The organism is Micromonospora sp. NBRC 110037, assembly GCF_001652995.1.
GTDB classification, from domain to species: domain Bacteria; phylum Actinomycetota; class Actinomycetes; order Mycobacteriales; family Micromonosporaceae; genus Micromonospora; species Micromonospora chalcea.
Window position 1 is genome coordinate 73,663 of the sequence record NZ_BBVA01000006.1, and the last position, 16,672, is coordinate 90,334.

General features: G+C 73.8%; 20 protein-coding genes and 1 tRNA gene. 11 read left to right on the forward strand and 10 right to left on the reverse strand.

All coding sequences use genetic code 11. From position 1 onward, the window contains the following. Positions 1-3 precede the first annotated feature (3 nt). The 3 genes from A4R25_RS18740 to A4R25_RS18750 all read left to right on the forward strand — a co-directional run bounded on the left by A4R25_RS18740 (position 4) and on the right by A4R25_RS18750 (position 2,473). Positions 4-870, forward strand: a complete 867-nt coding sequence (locus A4R25_RS18740; protein WP_064447587.1) for a PHP domain-containing protein — start codon at positions 4-6, stop codon at positions 868-870. Between the two features lie 31 nt (positions 871-901). Further along, positions 902-1,516 carry a MarC family protein gene (locus A4R25_RS18745; protein WP_064447588.1) on the forward strand — a complete coding sequence of 205 codons (615 nt, stop codon included), beginning with the start codon at positions 902-904 and terminating at the stop codon, positions 1,514-1,516. 123 nt (positions 1,517-1,639) lie between these two features. Next, a complete protein-coding gene (locus tag A4R25_RS18750; RefSeq protein ID WP_223201448.1) occupies positions 1,640-2,473 on the forward strand; it encodes a PD-(D/E)XK nuclease family protein in 834 nt (277 codons plus the stop codon). A 13-nt stretch (positions 2,474-2,486) separates the two neighbouring features. Here the strand turns inward: A4R25_RS18750 and A4R25_RS18755 are convergent, their stop codons facing one another. Then, complete coding sequence (locus tag A4R25_RS18755; protein ID WP_043326868.1) at positions 2,487-3,338, reverse strand: oxygenase MpaB family protein; 852 nt, start codon at positions 3,336-3,338, stop codon at positions 2,487-2,489. Between the two features lie 73 nt (positions 3,339-3,411). Continuing rightward, entirely contained in the window at positions 3,412-3,840 is a 429-nt protein-coding gene (locus A4R25_RS18760; RefSeq protein ID WP_030501115.1) for a Fur family transcriptional regulator, read from the reverse strand. A 160-nt stretch (positions 3,841-4,000) separates the two neighbouring features. On the opposite strand from A4R25_RS18760, the gene A4R25_RS18765 reads away from it, so the two are divergent. After that, entirely contained in the window at positions 4,001-4,495 is a 495-nt protein-coding gene (locus A4R25_RS18765; protein ID WP_064447754.1) for a DUF2231 domain-containing protein, read from the forward strand. Between the two features lie 10 nt (positions 4,496-4,505). Here A4R25_RS18765 and A4R25_RS18770 read toward each other — a convergent pair whose 3' ends face one another. Beyond that, positions 4,506-4,976 (reverse strand): hypothetical protein, encoded by a 471-nt coding sequence (locus tag A4R25_RS18770; protein WP_082931080.1) that lies wholly within the window; start codon positions 4,974-4,976, stop codon positions 4,506-4,508. A gap of 487 nt (positions 4,977-5,463) precedes the next feature. On the opposite strand from A4R25_RS18770, the gene A4R25_RS31525 reads away from it, so the two are divergent. After that, positions 5,464-5,640 carry a hypothetical protein gene (locus A4R25_RS31525; RefSeq protein WP_166455806.1) on the forward strand — a complete coding sequence of 59 codons (177 nt, stop codon included), beginning with the start codon at positions 5,464-5,466 and terminating at the stop codon, positions 5,638-5,640. A 13-nt stretch (positions 5,641-5,653) separates the two neighbouring features. Here A4R25_RS31525 and A4R25_RS18780 read toward each other — a convergent pair whose 3' ends face one another. The 3 genes from A4R25_RS18780 to A4R25_RS18790 all read right to left on the reverse strand — a co-directional run bounded on the left by A4R25_RS18780 (position 5,654) and on the right by A4R25_RS18790 (position 7,576). Further along, positions 5,654-6,160, reverse strand: coding sequence for a flagellar biosynthesis protein FlgA (locus A4R25_RS18780; RefSeq protein ID WP_231915579.1), 507 nt, complete (start codon positions 6,158-6,160; stop codon positions 5,654-5,656). Positions 6,161-6,488: 328 nt separating this feature from the next. Further along, the gene (locus tag A4R25_RS30735) at positions 6,489-6,932 is read right to left on the reverse strand and encodes an FmdB family zinc ribbon protein (protein WP_231915581.1); all 444 of its coding nucleotides are present in this window, start codon (positions 6,930-6,932) and stop codon (positions 6,489-6,491) included. Further along, on the reverse strand, positions 6,929-7,576 hold the full coding sequence (locus A4R25_RS18790) for a 5-formyltetrahydrofolate cyclo-ligase (RefSeq protein ID WP_064447591.1): 648 nt from the start codon (positions 7,574-7,576) through the stop codon (positions 6,929-6,931). The genes A4R25_RS30735 and A4R25_RS18790 overlap by 4 nt, the downstream gene beginning before the upstream one ends. A gap of 83 nt (positions 7,577-7,659) precedes the next feature. On the opposite strand from A4R25_RS18790, the gene A4R25_RS18795 reads away from it, so the two are divergent. The 6 genes from A4R25_RS18795 (at position 7,660) to A4R25_RS18820 (ending at position 14,071) form a co-directional block, all read left to right on the forward strand. Then, a complete protein-coding gene (locus A4R25_RS18795) occupies positions 7,660-9,849 on the forward strand; it encodes a diguanylate cyclase (protein ID WP_197494933.1) in 2,190 nt (729 codons plus the stop codon). A gap of 9 nt (positions 9,850-9,858) precedes the next feature. Beyond that, positions 9,859-10,848, forward strand: coding sequence for a UTP--glucose-1-phosphate uridylyltransferase (locus A4R25_RS18800; RefSeq protein ID WP_043326860.1), 990 nt, complete (start codon positions 9,859-9,861; stop codon positions 10,846-10,848). Next, complete coding sequence (gene glp, locus A4R25_RS18805; protein ID WP_043326858.1) at positions 10,845-12,158, forward strand: gephyrin-like molybdotransferase Glp; 1,314 nt, start codon at positions 10,845-10,847, stop codon at positions 12,156-12,158. The genes A4R25_RS18800 and glp overlap by 4 nt, the downstream gene beginning before the upstream one ends. A 52-nt stretch (positions 12,159-12,210) precedes the next feature. Continuing rightward, positions 12,211-12,852, forward strand: a complete 642-nt coding sequence (locus tag A4R25_RS18810; protein WP_030501124.1) for a GNAT family N-acetyltransferase — start codon at positions 12,211-12,213, stop codon at positions 12,850-12,852. 169 nt (positions 12,853-13,021) lie between these two features. Further along, positions 13,022-13,804: a hypothetical protein gene (locus A4R25_RS18815; protein ID WP_176722722.1), complete on the forward strand. Its 783-nt coding sequence runs from the start codon at positions 13,022-13,024 to the stop codon at positions 13,802-13,804. A 193-nt stretch (positions 13,805-13,997) separates the two neighbouring features. Continuing rightward, positions 13,998-14,071 (forward strand) — tRNA-Ala (locus tag A4R25_RS18820). Positions 14,072-14,128: 57 nt separating this feature from the next. Here A4R25_RS18820 and A4R25_RS18825 read toward each other — a convergent pair. The 4 genes from A4R25_RS18825 to A4R25_RS18840 all read right to left on the reverse strand — a co-directional run bounded on the left by A4R25_RS18825 (position 14,129) and on the right by A4R25_RS18840 (position 16,663). Next, positions 14,129-14,824, reverse strand: coding sequence for a hypothetical protein (locus A4R25_RS18825; protein ID WP_064447594.1), 696 nt, complete (start codon positions 14,822-14,824; stop codon positions 14,129-14,131). Between the two features lie 122 nt (positions 14,825-14,946). Continuing rightward, positions 14,947-15,390 (reverse strand): DUF3592 domain-containing protein, encoded by a 444-nt coding sequence (locus A4R25_RS18830; RefSeq protein WP_140946572.1) that lies wholly within the window; start codon positions 15,388-15,390, stop codon positions 14,947-14,949. A 36-nt stretch (positions 15,391-15,426) separates the two neighbouring features. After that, positions 15,427-16,227 carry a methyltransferase domain-containing protein gene (locus A4R25_RS18835; protein ID WP_064447595.1) on the reverse strand — a complete coding sequence of 267 codons (801 nt, stop codon included), beginning with the start codon at positions 16,225-16,227 and terminating at the stop codon, positions 15,427-15,429. A 52-nt stretch (positions 16,228-16,279) separates the two neighbouring features. Continuing rightward, entirely contained in the window at positions 16,280-16,663 is a 384-nt protein-coding gene (locus tag A4R25_RS18840; RefSeq protein ID WP_197494934.1) for a hypothetical protein, read from the reverse strand. Positions 16,664-16,672: the final 9 nt, after the last annotated feature.

Below are 16,672 nucleotides of genomic sequence, written 5' to 3' on the forward strand. Positions count from 1 at the left end.
CGGGTGAGCGATCCGGCCCGCATCGACCTGCACACCCACTCCACCGCCAGCGACGGCACGCTGACCCCGCCCGAGCTGGTCCGGGCCGCCGCCGACGCCGGGCTCGACGTGGTGGCGCTCACCGACCACGACACCACCGCCGGCTGGGCGCCGGCTGTCGCCGCGTTGCCGCCCGGCCTCACCCTGATCCGCGGCGCGGAGATCTCCTGCCGCTGGTTCGGCGTCGAGCCGGCGATCCCGCTGCACCTGCTCGCGTACCTCTTCGACCCGGCCGAGCCGGAACTGGCCGCGGAGCTGGCCCGGGTCCGGCAGGCCCGCGAGGAACGCGGCGAGCGCATCGTGCGGCTGCTCCAGGCCGACGGCATCCAGGTGAGCTGGACGGAGATCCTGGCCGGCGCGGACGGCGGCACCGTGGGCCGCCCGCACATCGCGCAGGCGCTGATCCGGGCCGGACTGGTCGCCACCACGAGCGAGGCGTTCGGGCCGGACTGGCTCGGCGAGCGGTACCGGCTGCCCAAGGACGACATCGAGGTGTTCCGCGCGGTGGCGCTGGTGCGGGCGGCCGGCGGCGTGCCCGTCTTCGCCCACCCGAGAGCCAGCCGGCGCGGCCGGATCGTGCCGGACGAGCTGATCGCGGACCTGGCCGCGGCCGGCCTGGCCGGCCTGGAGGCCGACCACGAGGATCACGACGCGGCCGAGCGGGAGCACGTCCGCCGGCTCGCCGCCGAGCTCGGGCTGCTGGTCACCGGCTCGTCCGACTTCCACGGCACGCACAAGACCGTCCGGCTCGGCGCGCACACCACCGGACCCGAGGCGTACGAGCGGATCGTCGCGCTGGCCCGCGGGGTGACCCCTGTCGCTTCGAGCTGAAGCGCTCCGGCGGCACGGCTACCGTGTCCGCGTGGATCTCAAGCTCTTCGGCGAGGTCTTCGTGACCCTGCTGGTGATCGTCGACCCGCCCGGAATGATGCCCATCTTCCTCGCGCTCACCGGGCCGTTGACGGCGCGCGACCGGAACCGGGCCGCCTGGCAGGCCGTGGCGCTGGCGCTCGGGGTCATCGTGATCTTCGCGGTGGCGGGGCAGACGATCCTGGCGTACCTGCACGTCGACCTGCCCGCACTCCAGGCCGCGGGCGGCCTGCTGCTGATCCTGGTCGCGCTGGAACTGCTGACCGGCAAGTCGGACGACCCGAGCCAGCAGGTCACCTCCAACATCGCGCTGGTGCCGCTCGGCACCCCGCTGCTGGCCGGGCCGGGTGCCATCGTGGCCACCATGCTCTTCGTCCAGCAGGCCGGCGGCGGCGTCGACTACCTGGCCATCGGGCTGGCCATCGTCGCGGTGATGGTCACCGTCTGGGTGGTGCTGCGCTTCTCCGGCGGGATCGTCAAGGTGCTGCGCCCCGGCGGCATCGAGGTGCTGACCCGCATCGCCGGCCTGCTGCTCGCCGCCATCGCCGTGCAGCTCATCGCCGACGCGATCGCCGCGTTCGTGACCCAGTACCTCAACAACGCCTGAGCGCTTCGTCCGCTGTCGTACCGGGGTGGCAGGATCTCAGGGGTGCGACGACAGTCAGCAGCCAGTGGCTCCCGGGCTCCCCGACCGCGCGCCGAGCAGTCCGAGCAGCTCGGCTTCGAGGGCATGCCGGAGCGCCTGTTCGTCTGCACACCGAGCAAACTCGGCGCGTACGCGGACTGTCCCCGCCGCTACCGCTACGCCTACGTGGACCGGCCCGCGCCGCCCAAGGGCCCGCCGTGGGCGCACAACTCGCTCGGCGCGAGCGTCCACACCGCGCTGAAGAACTGGTACGCGCTGGCCCCCGACCGCCGCCGCCCCGAGGTGCTCGGCACGCTGCTCAAGGGCACCTGGGTCCGCGAGGGCTACCGCGACGACGAGCAGGAACGCGACGCCTTCCGGCGGGCGCTGACCTGGCTGGAGAGCTACGTGGCGGGCCTCGACCCGGCCGACGAGCCGGTCGGCGTGGAACGGGTCGTCGCGGTGAAGACCGCGGTGCTCGCGTTCAACGGCCGCACCGACCGGATCGACTCGCGCCCCGGCCCGGACGGGCGGCCCGAACTGGTCATCGTCGACTACAAGACCGGTCGCACCGGCCTCGACACCGACGACGCGCGCGGCTCGCAGGCGCTCGCGCTCTACGCATACGCGGCCGAGCGGGTGTTCCGCAAGCCGTGCCGCCGGGTCGAGCTGCACCACCTGCCCACCGGCACCGTCGCCGCGCACGAGCACACGCCGGAGTCCCTGCACCGGCAGCTCACCCGCGCCGAGGACACCGCCCGCGACATCATGGCCGCCGAACGCGCGGTGGCCGACGGCACCGACCCCGACGCGGCGTTCCCCACCGAGCCGGGGCCGCGGTGCGGCTGGTGCGACTACCGGCGTACCTGCCCGACCGGCGCGCAGACCCCCGGCAAGGAGCCCTGGTCCGCCGTCGAGCGATTCGCCGACCAGGACTGAGCGCGCGTCGCCGTCAGGCCGCGGTCAGGCGGGCGGCGCGTTCCTTGGCGGCCTGCTGCAACGGGCCCTCCCGGTAGCGCCGGGGCACCGCGGCCAGCGCCAGCCGCAGCGCCCGCGCGCTCAGGTCCGCCGACAGCGCGGTGGTGGGCAGGCCCAGCCCGCCGTAGAGCCGCAACGCCCACGGCGGCAGCATCCCCAGCGCGGTGGCGGCGATACCGAGGTACGCCCAGCGCGGCGGCCCCAGGTTCAGGCCGACCCGCGCCGGCAGGCTGACCTTCCACGGGATCGGCGGCGCGGTCAGGAACAGCGCCGTCTCGGCCGCCTCCCGGGTCATCCGCAACTGCGGGCGTACGTCCCGGTAGTAGTCGGCCACCTCGGCGGCGGTGCCCGGCACGTCGTCCGGGTCCAGCCCCACCAGGGCCGCCGACCGGCGCTGCTCGGTGTAGTAGCCGTCCACCTCGTCGTCGGTGAGCGCCAGACCGGCACGCCGGGCGGTGCTCACGAACGACTCGACCTCGGTGACGTGCACCCAGCGCAGCAGCTCCGGCTCGTCGACGCGGAACTCCTCGCCGGTGAACGGGTCGGTTGCGCGCATCCGGGCGTGCCGCGCACGCACCCGCCGCCCGGCCGCCTGCGCCTCGGCCGTGGTGCCGTAGATCGTCGTCCCCACGTACGTCGCCGTGCGGACCAGCCGGCCCCAGGCGTCCGAGCGGTAGTTGCTGTTCTGCGCGACGCCCGCCATCGCACGCGGATGCAGCGCCTGGAGGTAGAGCGAGCGCAGGCCGGCGACGATCAGGATCGGTTCCTCGTGCACCTTCCACGTGACCGAACCCGGACCGAACAGGCCGAGGTCGTCAGTGTCCACCGATCAAGAGTGCCACGGCGTTCGCCGGTCACCCCCGGGTCGGTGTCCTCGGTGCGGCGCCCTCGGTGCTCGCTCAGTCGTCGGCGGAGCGGCGCGACTGGCAGGCCGGGCAGAGACCCCAGAAGGTCACCTCGGCCTCGTCCAGCTCGAAGCCGTGCGCCACGTTCGGGTCGAGGCACGGCGCGCTGCCCACCGCGCAGTCGACGTCGGCGATCTCGCCGCAGCCCCGGCACACCACGTGGTGGTGGTTGTCGCCGACCCGAGCCTCGTACCGCGCGGGGCTGCCGGCCGGCTCGATCCGGCGGGACAGCCCGGCCCGGGACAGCGCGCCGAGCACGTCGTAGACGGCCTGGGTGGAAACGGAGTCGATCCGCTGACGGACCCGGCGGGTGATCTCGTCGACCTCCAGGTGCCCACCGGCGGAGAGCACGTCCAGCACGGCGAGACGCGGTCGCGTGACCCGTAGGCCCCTCGACCGGAGCAGTTCCTCACCCGTGGACATGAATCCATGACAGCACGCAGGTGACAGGCCGACAAGCGAGCGTGCTCGCGGGTGGCCGGGGCCACAGGTGAACCGGCGGGGCCGCGTCTGCGTGTGTGGGGTTACACAGCCTCGCGACGTACGCTGTGCGCGCCTAACCACCCACTCGCCGGAGGTGTCGGTGTTCAGGGAATTCAACGGTCTGCCGCTGCACGTGCTCGTCATTCACGCGGTGGTGGTGCTCGTGCCGCTGCTGGCGCTGTTCGCCATCGCGTACGGATTGCTGCCCCGCTGGCGGCACCGGCTGGACTGGGCGGTCGCCGCGCTGGCCGTGATCACCCCGGCGGTCGCCTGGGTCGCGACCGAGTCCGGCGAGGAGCTGGAGGGGATCCTGCGCGCGAAGGGCTACCCGCCGGACCGGCTCCAGCAGATCAGTGAGCACGCGTCGTACGGGGACACGCTGTTCTGGTACGCGCTCGGGCTCGGCGCCGCGGCGCTGCTGCTCGTGCTGTCGACGAGCATCTTCGCCCGGGCCCGAGACCTACCCCGCTGGCTGTCGGTGGTGTCCGCCATCGTGTTCACAGTCGCGGTGGCGGTGCTGGCGGGCTTCGCGCTCGTGTATGTCTACCTGACCGGTGACAGCGGCGCCAAGATGGTGTGGGACGGCATCGTCTGAGCGTTGCCGCTCAGAACAGCAGCCGCGAGCAGAGCAGGCAGGTGAGCAGCACCAGCACCACGGCGACGACTGCCCCGACGCCGTAGGTGAGCCGCTGCGCGCGCTGCTCCGCCTGATCCATCGCGGCCATGTCCTGCGGCGGAAGCCGGCGGGGCGGCGCCGGCTGGACGTGCACCGGTGGCCGCCAGCCGGGCGGCGGAGGCGTGCTCGGCGGCGGTCCGGCGTAGCCACCGGCAGCCGGGTCACCGGCGGACCGGCCCGGCCAGGGCCCGCCGGCCACCGTCCAGCCGCCGGCCGACTCCGGCTTGGCCCACGGGCTCTCGGTGGCCGCCTCGCGCGACCACGGGCTGTTCGGCCCGGACGCCCCGGAGGTGTCGGCGGCGGTGACTCCCGTTCCAGCGGCGCCTTCCCCGGTCGGCTGGCTCCCGGCTTCGCCGGGTCCGGGCGCGTCCCACCCGGCGTGGTCGGCGGGGTGGCTCACGGGTCCGTGGTCGGCCGGGCGGCCCACGGGTCCGGAATCGGCGGGGTCGCCCACAGGCCCTGGGCCGCCCACAGGCCCTGGGTCGCCCACAGGCCCTGGGGCGGCCTGGCCGGAGCCCGACCCGCCCGGGCGGGACGCCCCGGCGTCGTTCTCCTCGCCCGTGGCCTGTTGCTCCGGGCGTCGCCAGGTCTCGTCGTCGGGGCTGCCACCGCTCGGCGTTGTCACGCCGTCCGACGCTACCAACGCCCCGGCCGGTCGGCCGCCCGACACCGACACCTCGGCGCGTACCTCTTGCGCGGCGGGGCGGGCTCCGACCCGCTGCCGGGCCCGACGGGATCGAGTGGCCGTTCAGGGTCGCGCCCCGTCCGTGTCGGGCTGTTCGGGATCACGGTGCAGTCCGCGCCGGGCTGTTCCCGATCGCAGCCCTGGCGGCGCCGGACGTCGCGGGGTCGAGGTGGCCGCCGTTCCGGCGGTATCGTTGCTGCTCGTGACCGACCCCGGCATCCGGGCACCGCGCGGCGACGACGACCGCGTGGTCGACCTCAGCGAAGACTTCGTGGTGCTGCCCGAACAGACCACCGACGACACCGACCGCGGCTGGGGCGAGCGCCCCGGCGGCAACGACGACTGGCTGCTCGCCGAGCGCCCGCCGCACTGGGACTGACCGCGGCTCCGCGTCACCCGCGTACGACCACGGCGAAGCGGCTGCCCTCCGGCAACCCGACCGCCCGGCGCGCCTGCTCGGGCGGCAGCGCCAGGTAGAGCGCGGAGGACCCGTCGACCGCCCCGGCGGCGCCGACCACGTCGAGCACCAGCGCGCGTGGCGCCAGCAGCGTGGGATCTGCCGACCCGCCGGCCGGCACCACCATCAGATCGACCCGGGCACCTGGACGCAGCACCGCGAGGGCGGCCGGCTCGGCCAGCCGGATCGGCACACCGACCGCACCGGCCGGCAACGCACGTGGGCCGCCGGGCGGCGTACCGGCCGGCGTCGTCGAGGCGGCCGGGGGAGCGCCGGGTTGGCAGGACGGAGGCGTCTGGAGCACCGCTGCGGCCAGCCCCAGCAGCACCGCGACGAGTGTGACCCGTAGGAGCGTCCGGCGTCGCGGCAGTCCGCGCCAGCGGACCGGACGCAACGTCGCCTCGCCATCCGCCACCGCTGCCTCCCACCGTCGGCCAACCATCCGACCGCAGGCTAGAACCGGGCCACAGTCTCCCGCCGCCCCACCGCTCACCCCTGTGGATAACCCGCCGCCCTGTGCACAACCGGCGCCTGGGCAGGGCCCGGCGTCACCACTTCGGGGAGGTGGTCACATCCGGGGCGGCCGGGGCCGCCAGTTCGGGGAAGTGGTGCTTTCCGGGCCGGTTGATGCAGCCATCTCGCCGAGCTGGTGAGCGAGGCGGGCTGATGCAGCAACCTCGCCGAGGTGGGGCGCAACTGTGACGGACAGGGCGGCCACACGCGATGTGGCCGCCCCGGAGACGGGACGGCCACGAGCGCGAGAGCGTTGGTCAGGAGGAGCTGGACGCCGCCGGCGCCTTGCTCGCCGTCGACCCGGAACCCGAACCAGAGCCGGATCCCGAACCAGAGCCAGAACCGGACGACCCCGAAGTGGAGGACGAGGACGAACCAGACGAGGACGAACCAGACGACGAGGACGACTCGGACTTGGCCGGCTTGCTCGCGGCGCTGGTGCCGTTGTCGGACCCGGACGTACGGGAGTCCGTGCGGTAGAAGCCGGAGCCCTTGAACACGATGCCCACCGAGTTGAAGAGCTTTCGCAGCCGCCCCTCACACGCCGGGCACTCGGTCAGCGGGTCGTCCGAGAAGGACTGCACCGCCTCGAGCTGGTGGCCGCACGCGGTGCAGGCGTACTGGTACGTGGGCACGTTCTCCTCCGGATCTTGGCACGGCCTGTTGGCACTCGTGGTATTCGAGTGCCAATGGTGCGTCATGACCCCCGGGTTCGTCCAGCGGAAGCGCCCGGGCCCACACCCGGGACGGCCACCAACCCGTCCGCCGGAGTGATCACACAGTGCACCGGGCGGTCGTGTGGCTGGGCGGGGACCGCCTCGACCAGCTCGCCGTCGTGCAGGAGAGCCACCGTCGGCGCGGTGGCGGGCACCCGGGCGAGCGCCCGGTCGTACGAGCCGCCGCCGCGGCCCAGCCGGATGCCCCGGCGGTCCACCGCTACCGCCGGCACCACTACGAGTCCCGCCGCGGCCACTGCGGCGCGGCCCCGGGTCGGCGCGGTCGGCTCGCGCATGCCCCGGCCGGCGGCGCGCAGCGACTCCCGCCCGGTGTAGGGGGCCCAGTCCAGGTCCAGGTCGTCGCAGAGCACCGGCAGCAGCAGCTCGGCGTCGGGCGGCAGCGCGGCCCGCAGCACCTCGGGCAGGTCGTCCCCGCCGGGCTCGGAGGCGACCGGCACGTACGCGCTCATCCTGGCCGGTCGCAGCCGGCGTACCAGGGTCACCAGCTCGGCCTGGACGGCGGCCGCCGCGACCGCGCGCTCGGGCGCGGACAGCGACCGGCGGGCGGCGAGCAGCGCGACGCGCATCTTCTGCTTCGCATCGTGCGCTTCATCCGAAAATTCCGGCACGCAACACTCCTGACGCAACGCTTGCCTAATGGTCGCTCTGTGTCAGCATCGCACCAAGGGGCGCGGAACTTCCGGGGGGAAGCTTGACGCTACGCGGGCGGTTGACGGCAGCCTTCCTCGCGGTGGTGCTCGGCCCCGTCCTGCTCGGCGCGCTCTTCGTCGGGGCGACGTTGAGCGCCGTCGACCGGAGCCGCGCCACCGAGCGACTGGGTCTGGCCGCGGCCGGTGTGCGTACCTCGATCGACGCGCTCTGCCAGCAACTGCGCGCGGCGGCCGACGCGGTCGCGCTGGTGGCCGACCCGGTCGCCCGGCCGCGTGCGGCCGACCAGGTGGTCGGCCGGGGGCTCGCCGCCGGCGTGCTGATCGCCGACGCCGCCGGCCGCACCAGCTACGCCACGGCGGGCGGTCCGCCCGGGCGCTGGCAGGACTGCGCGGGCGCCCCCGCCACCCCGATCGGCGCGCTCTCCGCTCAGGTGCGGCTGCGCGACCCGGCCGGCGCCGACCTCGGCGCGGTCGCCGCGGCGCAGCCCGTCGACCGGGCCTTCGTGGCGCGGCTCGCCGCCGTCACCGGCGTCGCGGTCACCCTCCTCGACGCCCCCGGGCAGATCACCCACACGACCGAAGAGCAGGGGGTACGCGCAGCGGTGCTGGCCGCCGCCGGCAAGGCGCGCGGGAACGGCGTGGCCGGGACGGGCGACGGCCGGTACGTGCGCCGGGTGGGCCCGATGCCCGGTCAACCGCTGCCGCTGGTGCTCTCGATTCCCGGCGAGCGCCCACCCGGCCTGTACGGCGCGCTGATCGCGGCGGTGGCGCTGGCCGCCCTGCTGGCCGTGCTGACCGCGTGGCGGCTCGCCCGGGTGACCACCCGGCCGCTGGGCGAGCTGGCCGGGGCGGTGGACCGGGTGGCGCAGGGCGACCTGAGCGCCCGGGTGCCGGTGCGCAGCCGGGACGAGATCGGGCGGCTGGCCAGCGCGTTCAACCGGATGGCCCGGGAGACCGGCAGTTACGTGGCGGCGCTGACCAGCAGCCGGGACCAGCTGCGCAACCACCTCGCCGTGCTCGGCGACACGCTCGCCAGCACGCACGACCTGCAACGCATCCTGCGGGTGATCCTGGACAGCGCGATCGCCGCCACCGGCGCCCGGGCCGGCGCGGTGCTGCTCGTCGACGCCGAGGGCGTGCTCGTCGGCCGGTGCGTCGAAGGGCTGACCGGACGCTGGCCCACGAGCGACCCGGCCGACCCGGCGACGCTGCGGGTCGCGGTCGGCGCCGGGGTGCTCGGCGCGGTCGCCGCCACCGGTGAGCCGCTGCGCGGCCGGTGGACCCCACCCGACGCCCCGACCGGGGAGCCGTCCTGCGAGACGTACGTGGCGGTGCCGTTCGCCACGCCCGGCGGCGCCGAGTCGCGCGGCCCGGACCGTCCCGGCCACCCGCCCGCCGACGGCGACCCGCCCGGCTCGGCCTGCGCCGCGCTCGGCGTGCTCGTGCTCTACGACCGGCTCGGCGGTCCCGAGTTCCACGACGACGACGTGGTGACGCTGCGGACGTTCGCCGGGCACGCGGCGGTCGCGGTGGAGAACGTCCGGGTGCACGAGGAGGCGCAGCGGCTCTCCCTCACCGACCCGCTGACCGGGTTGTGGAACTACCGCTACCTGCGCGAGTCGATCCGCCGGGAGGTGGAGCGGGCGAACCGGTTCGGCCGGATGCTCAGCGTGCTCGCGCTCGACCTCGACCGGTTCAAGCGCGTCAACGACACCTGGGGGCACGCCGCCGGGGACGCCGTGCTGGTCGAGTTCGCGCGCCGGGTACGCGGCGTGATCCGCGAGGTGGACCTCGCGTTCCGGCAGGGCGGCGAGGAGTTCGTGGTGCTGCTGCCGGAGACCGACGCGCGGGGCGCCACGATCGTCGCCGAGCGGCTCGGCGCGGTCGTACGGGACCAGCCGGTGACTGTCGAGGGAAGCACCGACGAACCGGTGCACGTGCCGGTGACCGTCTCCATCGGCATCGCCGTCTACCCGGACCACGCCGTCGACGGCCAGCAGGTGCTCGACGCCGCCGACGACGCGCTGTACGCGGCGAAGGCCGCCGGACGCGACGGCTACCGGCTGGCCCCCGCGCCCGATCCGGTTCCCACCCAGGAGATCCCGGTGGTGGCCGTGACCGTCAGCCCGCCGGACGGGCTGCCCCGGGCGGGCACGGCGGACGCGCCGGGCACCGTCCAGGGCGGCGCGTCTTCCGGTCCTCACCCGCCGCGGCAGAGCCGTGGCCGATAGTCTCGCGACATGTCGGAGCACTCAGCGAACCCCTCAGCGACCCGCGGTCGCTCCCGCGCGGTCAAGGCCGTGATCCCGGCCGCCGGCCTGGCCACCCGGTTCCTGCCGGCCACCAAGGCGGTTCCCAAGGAACTGCTGCCGGTCGTCGACCGGCCGGTGCTGCAGTACATCGTCGAGGAGGCCGCGCAGGCCGGCATCGACGACATCCTGCTGATCACCGGTCGCGGCAAGACCTCGATGGTCGACCACTTCGACCGCCGGCCCGACCTGGAGGAACGGCTCGCCAAGAAGCCCGAGCTGCTGGCCGAGGTCAAGCGCACCGAGGAACTCGCAGCGATCTACACGGTCCGCCAGCCGGAGCAGCTCGGCCTCGGCCACGCCGTCGGGTACGCCGAGTCGCACGTCGGCGACGCGCCCTTCGCGGTGCTGCTCGGCGACGAGTTCGTCAAGCCGTCCGAGCCGCTGCTGCCGGCCATGCTGGAGCTCCAGGCCCGCACCGGTGGCGTGGTGCTCGCCTTCTTCGAGGTCGACCCGGCCGAGACCAGCCGTTACGGCATCGCGTCGGTCGAGCCCGCCGAGTCGGAGTACGGCGACATCGCCGAGGTCGTCAAGGTCACCGGCATGGTGGAGAAGCCCAGTCCGGAGGAAGCGCCCAGCAACCTGGCGGTCCTCGGGCGGTACGTGCTCCCGGGGAAGATCTTCGACGCGATCCGGCGTACCGACCCGGGCAGCGGCGGCGAGATCCAGCTGACCGACGCGATGGAGCTGCTGCGTACCGAGGGGGTGCCGGTGCACGCCATCGTCTACCGGGGCACCCGCTACGACACCGGCATGCCGCTGGGCTACCTGCAGACCGTGGTGCAGATCGCGGCCGAGCGGGAGGACCTGGGCGCCGAGTTCCGCAAGTGGCTGGCCGAGTTCGTCAACAACGGCGACGAGACGGTCACCGCGGCGGTCCTCAACGGCATGCGTGACGCGTCCGGCGGTGCCGATACATGACCGCGACGGCCGACGCCGAGGCGGCCGCGAACGAGTTGACGCCGCTCGCCGACTACCTGGGCAGTGTGCTGCGCAGGTTACGCGCGCTGCCTCCACTCGACCTCGACCTGACCCAGGCGTACGGCAACGTGCTCGCCGAGGACGTGGTCGCCCCGCACTCGTACCCCGCCTTCGACCAGGCGGCGGTGGACGGGTACGCCGCGCGCTGGGAGGACATCTCCGGTGGGAGTCGGGGGCCGGGCTACGTCCCGGCCCCCTCCGGTATGCCCGGTGGCCGCAGCATCCGGCTCAACGTCGTCGGTGACCTGGGCGCGGCGAGCTGGCGGCCGGTTCGGCTCACCCCCGGCTCGTGCTTCTCGGTCGCGGCGGGCGCGCCGCTGCCGATCGGCGCCGACGTGGTCGTCCCGGTGGAGTGGACCGACCAGGGCATGGCCGCCGTCGAGATCTTCCGCGCCCCCAAACGGGGGTACGGGCTGCGCCGCGCCGGGGAGGAACTGGTCGCCGGCACACTGCTCGCCCGCGCCGGCGCGTACGTCTCACCGGCGCTGGTGGCGGTGTTCGCCGCCACCGGCATCGGGCACGTCGTGGTGCGGCCCAGTCCGCGCGTGGTCATCGTGGCCACCGGCGACGAGCTGGTCGACGTGGGCCGGGGCAGCCAGCCCGGGCAGGTGGTGGACACCAACTCGCACGCGCTCACCGCTGCGGCGGCCGAGGCGGGCGGGCTCGCGTACCGGGTGGGGATCTGCGACGACGACCCGGAGGCGCTGCGCGGCCTGCTGGACGACCAGACGCTGCGGGCCGACCTGATCATCACCACCGGCGGCACCGGCACCGGCCCGGGCGACATGGTGCGCCGCATCCTGTCCCGCCGCGAGGGCGGCCGGGCCGGACCGGTCACCTTCACAGAGGTGGCCCTCTATCCGGGAACGGCTCTCGGGTTCGGTACGGTCGGCGCCGAGGAGGTGCCGGTGGTGTGTCTTCCCGGTGAGCCCGGCGCGGCGCTGATCGGCTTCGAGGTGCTGGCCCGCCCGGCGATCCAGCTGCTGGCCGGCGCCGAGCCGGTGTTCCGGCCGAGCGTCCGCGCGCACCTGCTGGAGACGGTCTCGTCCCCGGTGGGGCTGCGCGAGTTCCGGCCCGCGCACGTGGCCGAGCGGCGTGGCGGCGGGTACACGGTGCAGCCGCTCGCCGGTGGCCCGTACACGCTCTCCGGCCTGTCCGACGCGAACGGTCTGCTGGTGCTGGGCGAGCGGGTCACCACCGCCGCCGCGGGGTCCACCGTCGACGTGCTCCTGCTGGACCGGCGCCGGTGAGCGCGAGGAGTGAGCTTGCGAGCCCCGTAGTCGCGAGCGAAAGGCAAGCCCGGTGAGGTTCTGGCGGGCTCCGGGGTGGCCGGCGGTGCTCGTGGACGGCCCGGTGGTGCTGCGGCCGTACCGGCGCTCGGACGCCGGCGCCTGGTCGGAGATCCGGCGCGCGAACCGCGAGTGGCTGGCGCCGTGGGAGTCGCACGTGCCCGGCGGCTGGTACGAGACCAACTCGCCGGCGGCGTTCCGGCTGGTCCACGCGGACCAGCGCAAGTCCGCGCGCAGCGGTGAGGGCATGCCGTTCGCGGTGTGCCTGCGTGAGGACGGCCGGGAGCGGCTGGTCGGCCACGTCAACATCGGCAGCATCGTGCGGCGGGCGTTCTGTTCCGGGTACGTGGGCTACTGGGTGGACTCCCGGGTGGCCGGCCGGGGCGTGATCCCGACCGCTGTCGCGCTCGCCGTGGACCACGCCTTCGGACCCGGTGGCCTGCACCGGATCGAGGTGAACATCCGGCCGGAGAACATGCCGTCCCGCCGGGTGGTGGAGAAGCTCGGCTTCCGCGAGGAGGCCTATCACGTGCGCTACATGCACATCGACGGCGCGTGGCGCGACCACATCGGATACGCGATGACCGGCGAGGAAGTAGTCGCCGAGGGCGGCTTGCTGGCGCGGTGGCACCGCGTACGTGACAACCGCCGCTGACGCGCCCGCACGGCGCGGCGCACTGTGAACTGGGTCGACGGCCCGTAACCTCAAGTAACTGCAAGCTGCGGCAAGCGCTGCCCGCCCGCATGAAGTGCGCCGTAAACGACGGTCGACGGAACAAGTTGCGGCGGGCGGCGCTCGCCGGAGAACTTTGGTGACGGGAGGGGTGAGGGTGCCCACGTCGGTGCTCCTCGCCGTCCTCGCCGCCGCCGGTCTGCTCGCCCTCGCTCCGGCGCTGGTCCGCCGGTACGACGCCACCGAGCGGCTGGTGGCGGAGCGGGCGCAGTCGACGGCGCGGGTGCTCCAGCGCCAGCGTCGACGGCGCACCGTGCCCGGGCGACGGCCGCTGCACCCGCCGCGCTCCCTCGTGGTGACCCTCAGTGAAGACTCCGACACGGGTAGTCTCGCCCGCCCGGTCTCCGCGCCACCGCTGCGCCGCCGTTCCGGCCGGCTCCGGCCCGTCTCCGCCGTCCCGGCCCAGTCCCGCCGACGGAACTCGCCCCGGCGGCGGCACACCCCGGCGATCTACCGCCGGCGCCGGGTGCTCGCCGCGCTGCTGCTGCTCAACCTGGTGGAACTGGGCGGCGTGGTACTTGTCGGACCCGGGTTCTGGATCAGCGTCTCGGTCACCGGCACGCTGCTCGTTGCGTACGTCGTGCACCTGCGGCAGCGTGCCCTCGCCGAACGTCGGCGGCGGCGCGCGGACGCCCGGGAGGCGGCCTGGCTGGCCGCCCGCCAGGCCGAGGTACGCCGCGAGCAGGCCCGGCGCGCGGCGGCCCGGCGGGAGGCGCAGCGCCGGCTGGCCGCCCAGCGCGAGGCGGTCCGGCGTACGGCGATGGGGCTGGACCGTCCCGCGGACCTGCCGCCCGCGGCGAGCGGCGGCTCGGTGTCCTACCGGCGGGCGGGTGGCCTGCGCGGACGCCCCTACCAGTCCGGCCGAGGCGCCTGACGCCCTCGCCTGGCGCGGCCCTCGTCGCCCGCGGCGGGCAATCTTGGAAGAAATGGGTCGCTCTGGGGGCCGCTTTCTTCCAAGATCTACGTGGGCGGTGGGGCGGTTCGCGTCGTGGGGGCGCTACCTGTTAGCCTTGTCGCCGGCCCACCCGGTGAAAGCTGGGTGGGACCGACGCCGGTTCGCCGGCGGAGGGGCTGTGGCGCAGACCGGTAGCGCACCTCGTTCGCATCGAGGGGGTCAGGGGTTCAAATCCCCTCAGCTCCACCCAGTTCAAAGGCCGTTTCCCGTGGTGGGAGACGGCCTTTTTCGAACCCGCTCGCGTCAGTCGAACAGCTGGTCGAGCGCTTTCTGTTCGAGGTCACGCCAGCGCTGGACGTCCTTCAGCGCCTTGGCGATCTCCTTCTCGTCGAGATGGTGGGCGCCTTCCTCGCGGATGCACGCGACGCTGAACGGCCGGCCTACCGACGGCGAGGTCTGCTCCAGCGCCTCCAGCACCCGTACCACGCCCACCACGCCGTACGCGACGGTGCGCGTGGTCATCCGGAAGTGGGACAGCAGCGCGCCGGCCTGCTGAGCCATCGGCGCGCCGGAGCCGATGGCGTGGAAGCCAACGTCCTCGTAGCGGCCGATGAGCCCGTTCGGGTTGATCTCCACGATCCACGGCCCGCCCTGGCTGAAGCCGGCCGCGAGCAGGTACGCCGACACCCCGCCGCCGGAGCCCTCGCCGGGCACGTCCGGGATGTAGTTCTCGTAGTGCTTCTTGAAGACGGGCAGGACGCGCTCCTGCAGCTCGCCGCCGATGTCCGGCGCTTCGAGGATGGCGGTGGCCGAGTCCTGGAGGAGGGGGCGCAGGTCGTTCAGCACTCCGCGCGCGCCGCTGCCGCCCCAGGCGGCGCAGTCGCCGAGCGGGTGCAGCTTCTGCGCGGGGAAGCTCAGACCGCGGTCGCTCTCGGTGATCTGGGAGTCCGCGCCGATCACCACCCCGTCGCTGCAGACAACGGCGAGTACGACGGTCATGGGGTCCTCCTGTGCAGGGGTGCGGGGTTGGGGCGCGAGGTACCCGGCATCCCGCCTGCCTACACCCGGCAGGGACGTCCGTGTGGCGGCTGACACCGGCCACAAGCCGGCGGTGCCCAGAATCAGACTGGGCGGTCTCGGTGAAGGCGCCACCCGGCAAACCCAGCGCCCGACAGCAGGGCGGTGGCGGCCACGAGGTTGAATACCGCGACGCGCTGCGCGCCGTGGTTCTCGGCGTCCTCCACCCCCGGCGCGAGGTCGTCGGGGTTGTATCGGATGCGTACTCGATCGCCCTCGTCGAGCTCGGGGCTGCAGCTCGTGCACTCCGCGCTCAGGGGTTCGCCGCTACGAGGTGTGAACTCCACGGTGACCTTGCTGGCGCGTCCATGACGGTCGACGTCGACGACTGTGGCGTCTGTGGTGAGGCCGCGGTTCGCGAGGCCAATCGCGGTCGTGCCGTTATAGAAGGCGGCGCAGCACATGAAGGCGGAAGAAGCGGTGAGGATGATCAACGCGCCAATCAGCTTGCGTTGTCGCGGGTGAAGTTGTTCCCAACTTTCGTCCACGTCGCGATGCTAAGCACCGACGTCAACGGGGATGCGCTACGACGACGGCTCGTGGAAGTAGACGGTGGCCGCGGTGAGGAAGAACGTGACCGCGTACGTGAACCGGCCTGCCTCGACCGCCTCGTCGAACTGCTCCTCGAACGCGCGAGCTTCGGCGGGGTCGAGTACGCCGCGCTGAGCCGCCGTACCGGCCCAACTGCGCAGGCCGAGAACGTTGTCGGCGGCGTTCGGGTTCCGAACCAGCAGCGTCCGGGGCTCGACGGTGACCTCGGCCAGGCCGAGCGTGGCGAGAATGCCGGCGTGCTGGTGAGCCAGGGTGCCGTTGCGGAGCATGACGTCGGCCCGGAATCTCAGCACGCGCCGGGCCAGATCCTGGTCGGCGATGTCGAGTACCTGCGTGTCGTAGTCGGGGTCGGCGAGAACTATCCGGCCACCCGGGCGGACGACCCTGGCGAGTTCCCTGATCGCGGCGCGGGGATCGGCGAGGTGCTGCACGGTGCGGTCGGCCCAGGCACCGTCGATCGAGTCGTCGAGGAACGGCAGCCGGTGGGCGTCGGCGACGGCGCACCGGGTCAGGCCACGGGCTCGCATGGCGACGGCCATGGTCAGGGAACGATCCACCGTCAGCACGGTGACGTCGTGATCGTCCCTCAGGCGGACCGCGCTCGCCCCGGTGCCCGCACCGACGTCGAGGTAGCGCCGGCCGGGCGACGGGCGGAGCAAGTCGCGTACCCGCTGCTGGTATGCCTGGTAGAAGGGCTCGCCGCTCAGGCGGTCGAGCACGCCCACCCACGATTTCGGGTCCGGCTGCCGGTCGACATCGGTGAATCCGTGCACGGACTGGAGCCTATTGCGCTGCTGTCGGTTGAACCCGCAGCGCCGACGCGCGTCAGCGGGGCCGCTTGTCCTCGACGTGGACGACGGTCAGCTCATGGCCGTCTCGATCTCGCTTGTGGCGCCCGTACAGACCGACAGCAAGGTCGCTGTCGTCCGAGACCTCGTCCGGGCCGACGTAGGTCAACACGTCGTTGTGATGGCCGTAGACCGCCCAGCCGGGGCCGGGATCGAGCGTGACGGTACCGAAGTCCGCAGACGGCGAGCCGACGTGGACGGGGCCGTACTCGCGCAGGATCTCGACGGCCTGTGCGGCGAGGTCGACGCCCGGCTCGGGGTCCGGCAGGACGACGCACGTGCCGTGCGCGAACACGACCCAGGACTTGCCGCTTCCCAGGATGATGCGACGCCAGGTGTCGGCCAGGCTGTCGTCGGACATGGAGCTGAT

What these genes read in the sequence shown, in the direction of transcription:
- A4R25_RS18800 (WP_043326860.1), top strand. Translation starts at nt 9,859, where the DNA reads ATGTCGGAGCACTCAGCGAACCCCTCAGCGACCCGCGGTCGCTCCCGC.
- A4R25_RS18840 (WP_197494934.1), bottom strand. Translation starts at nt 16,663, where the DNA reads ATGTCCGACGACAGCCTGGCCGACACCTGGCGTCGCATCATCCTGGGA.
- A4R25_RS30735 (WP_231915581.1), bottom strand. Translation starts at nt 6,932, where the DNA reads ATGACGCACCATTGGCACTCGAATACCACGAGTGCCAACAGGCCGTGC.
- A4R25_RS18750 (WP_223201448.1), top strand. Translation starts at nt 1,640, where the DNA reads ATGCCGGAGCGCCTGTTCGTCTGCACACCGAGCAAACTCGGCGCGTAC.
- A4R25_RS18780 (WP_231915579.1), bottom strand. Translation starts at nt 6,160, where the DNA reads ATGGTTGGCCGACGGTGGGAGGCAGCGGTGGCGGATGGCGAGGCGACG.
- glp (WP_043326858.1), top strand. Translation starts at nt 10,845, where the DNA reads ATGACCGCGACGGCCGACGCCGAGGCGGCCGCGAACGAGTTGACGCCG.
- A4R25_RS18825 (WP_064447594.1), bottom strand. Translation starts at nt 14,824, where the DNA reads ATGACCGTCGTACTCGCCGTTGTCTGCAGCGACGGGGTGGTGATCGGC.
- A4R25_RS18760 (WP_030501115.1), bottom strand. Translation starts at nt 3,840, where the DNA reads ATGTCCACGGGTGAGGAACTGCTCCGGTCGAGGGGCCTACGGGTCACG.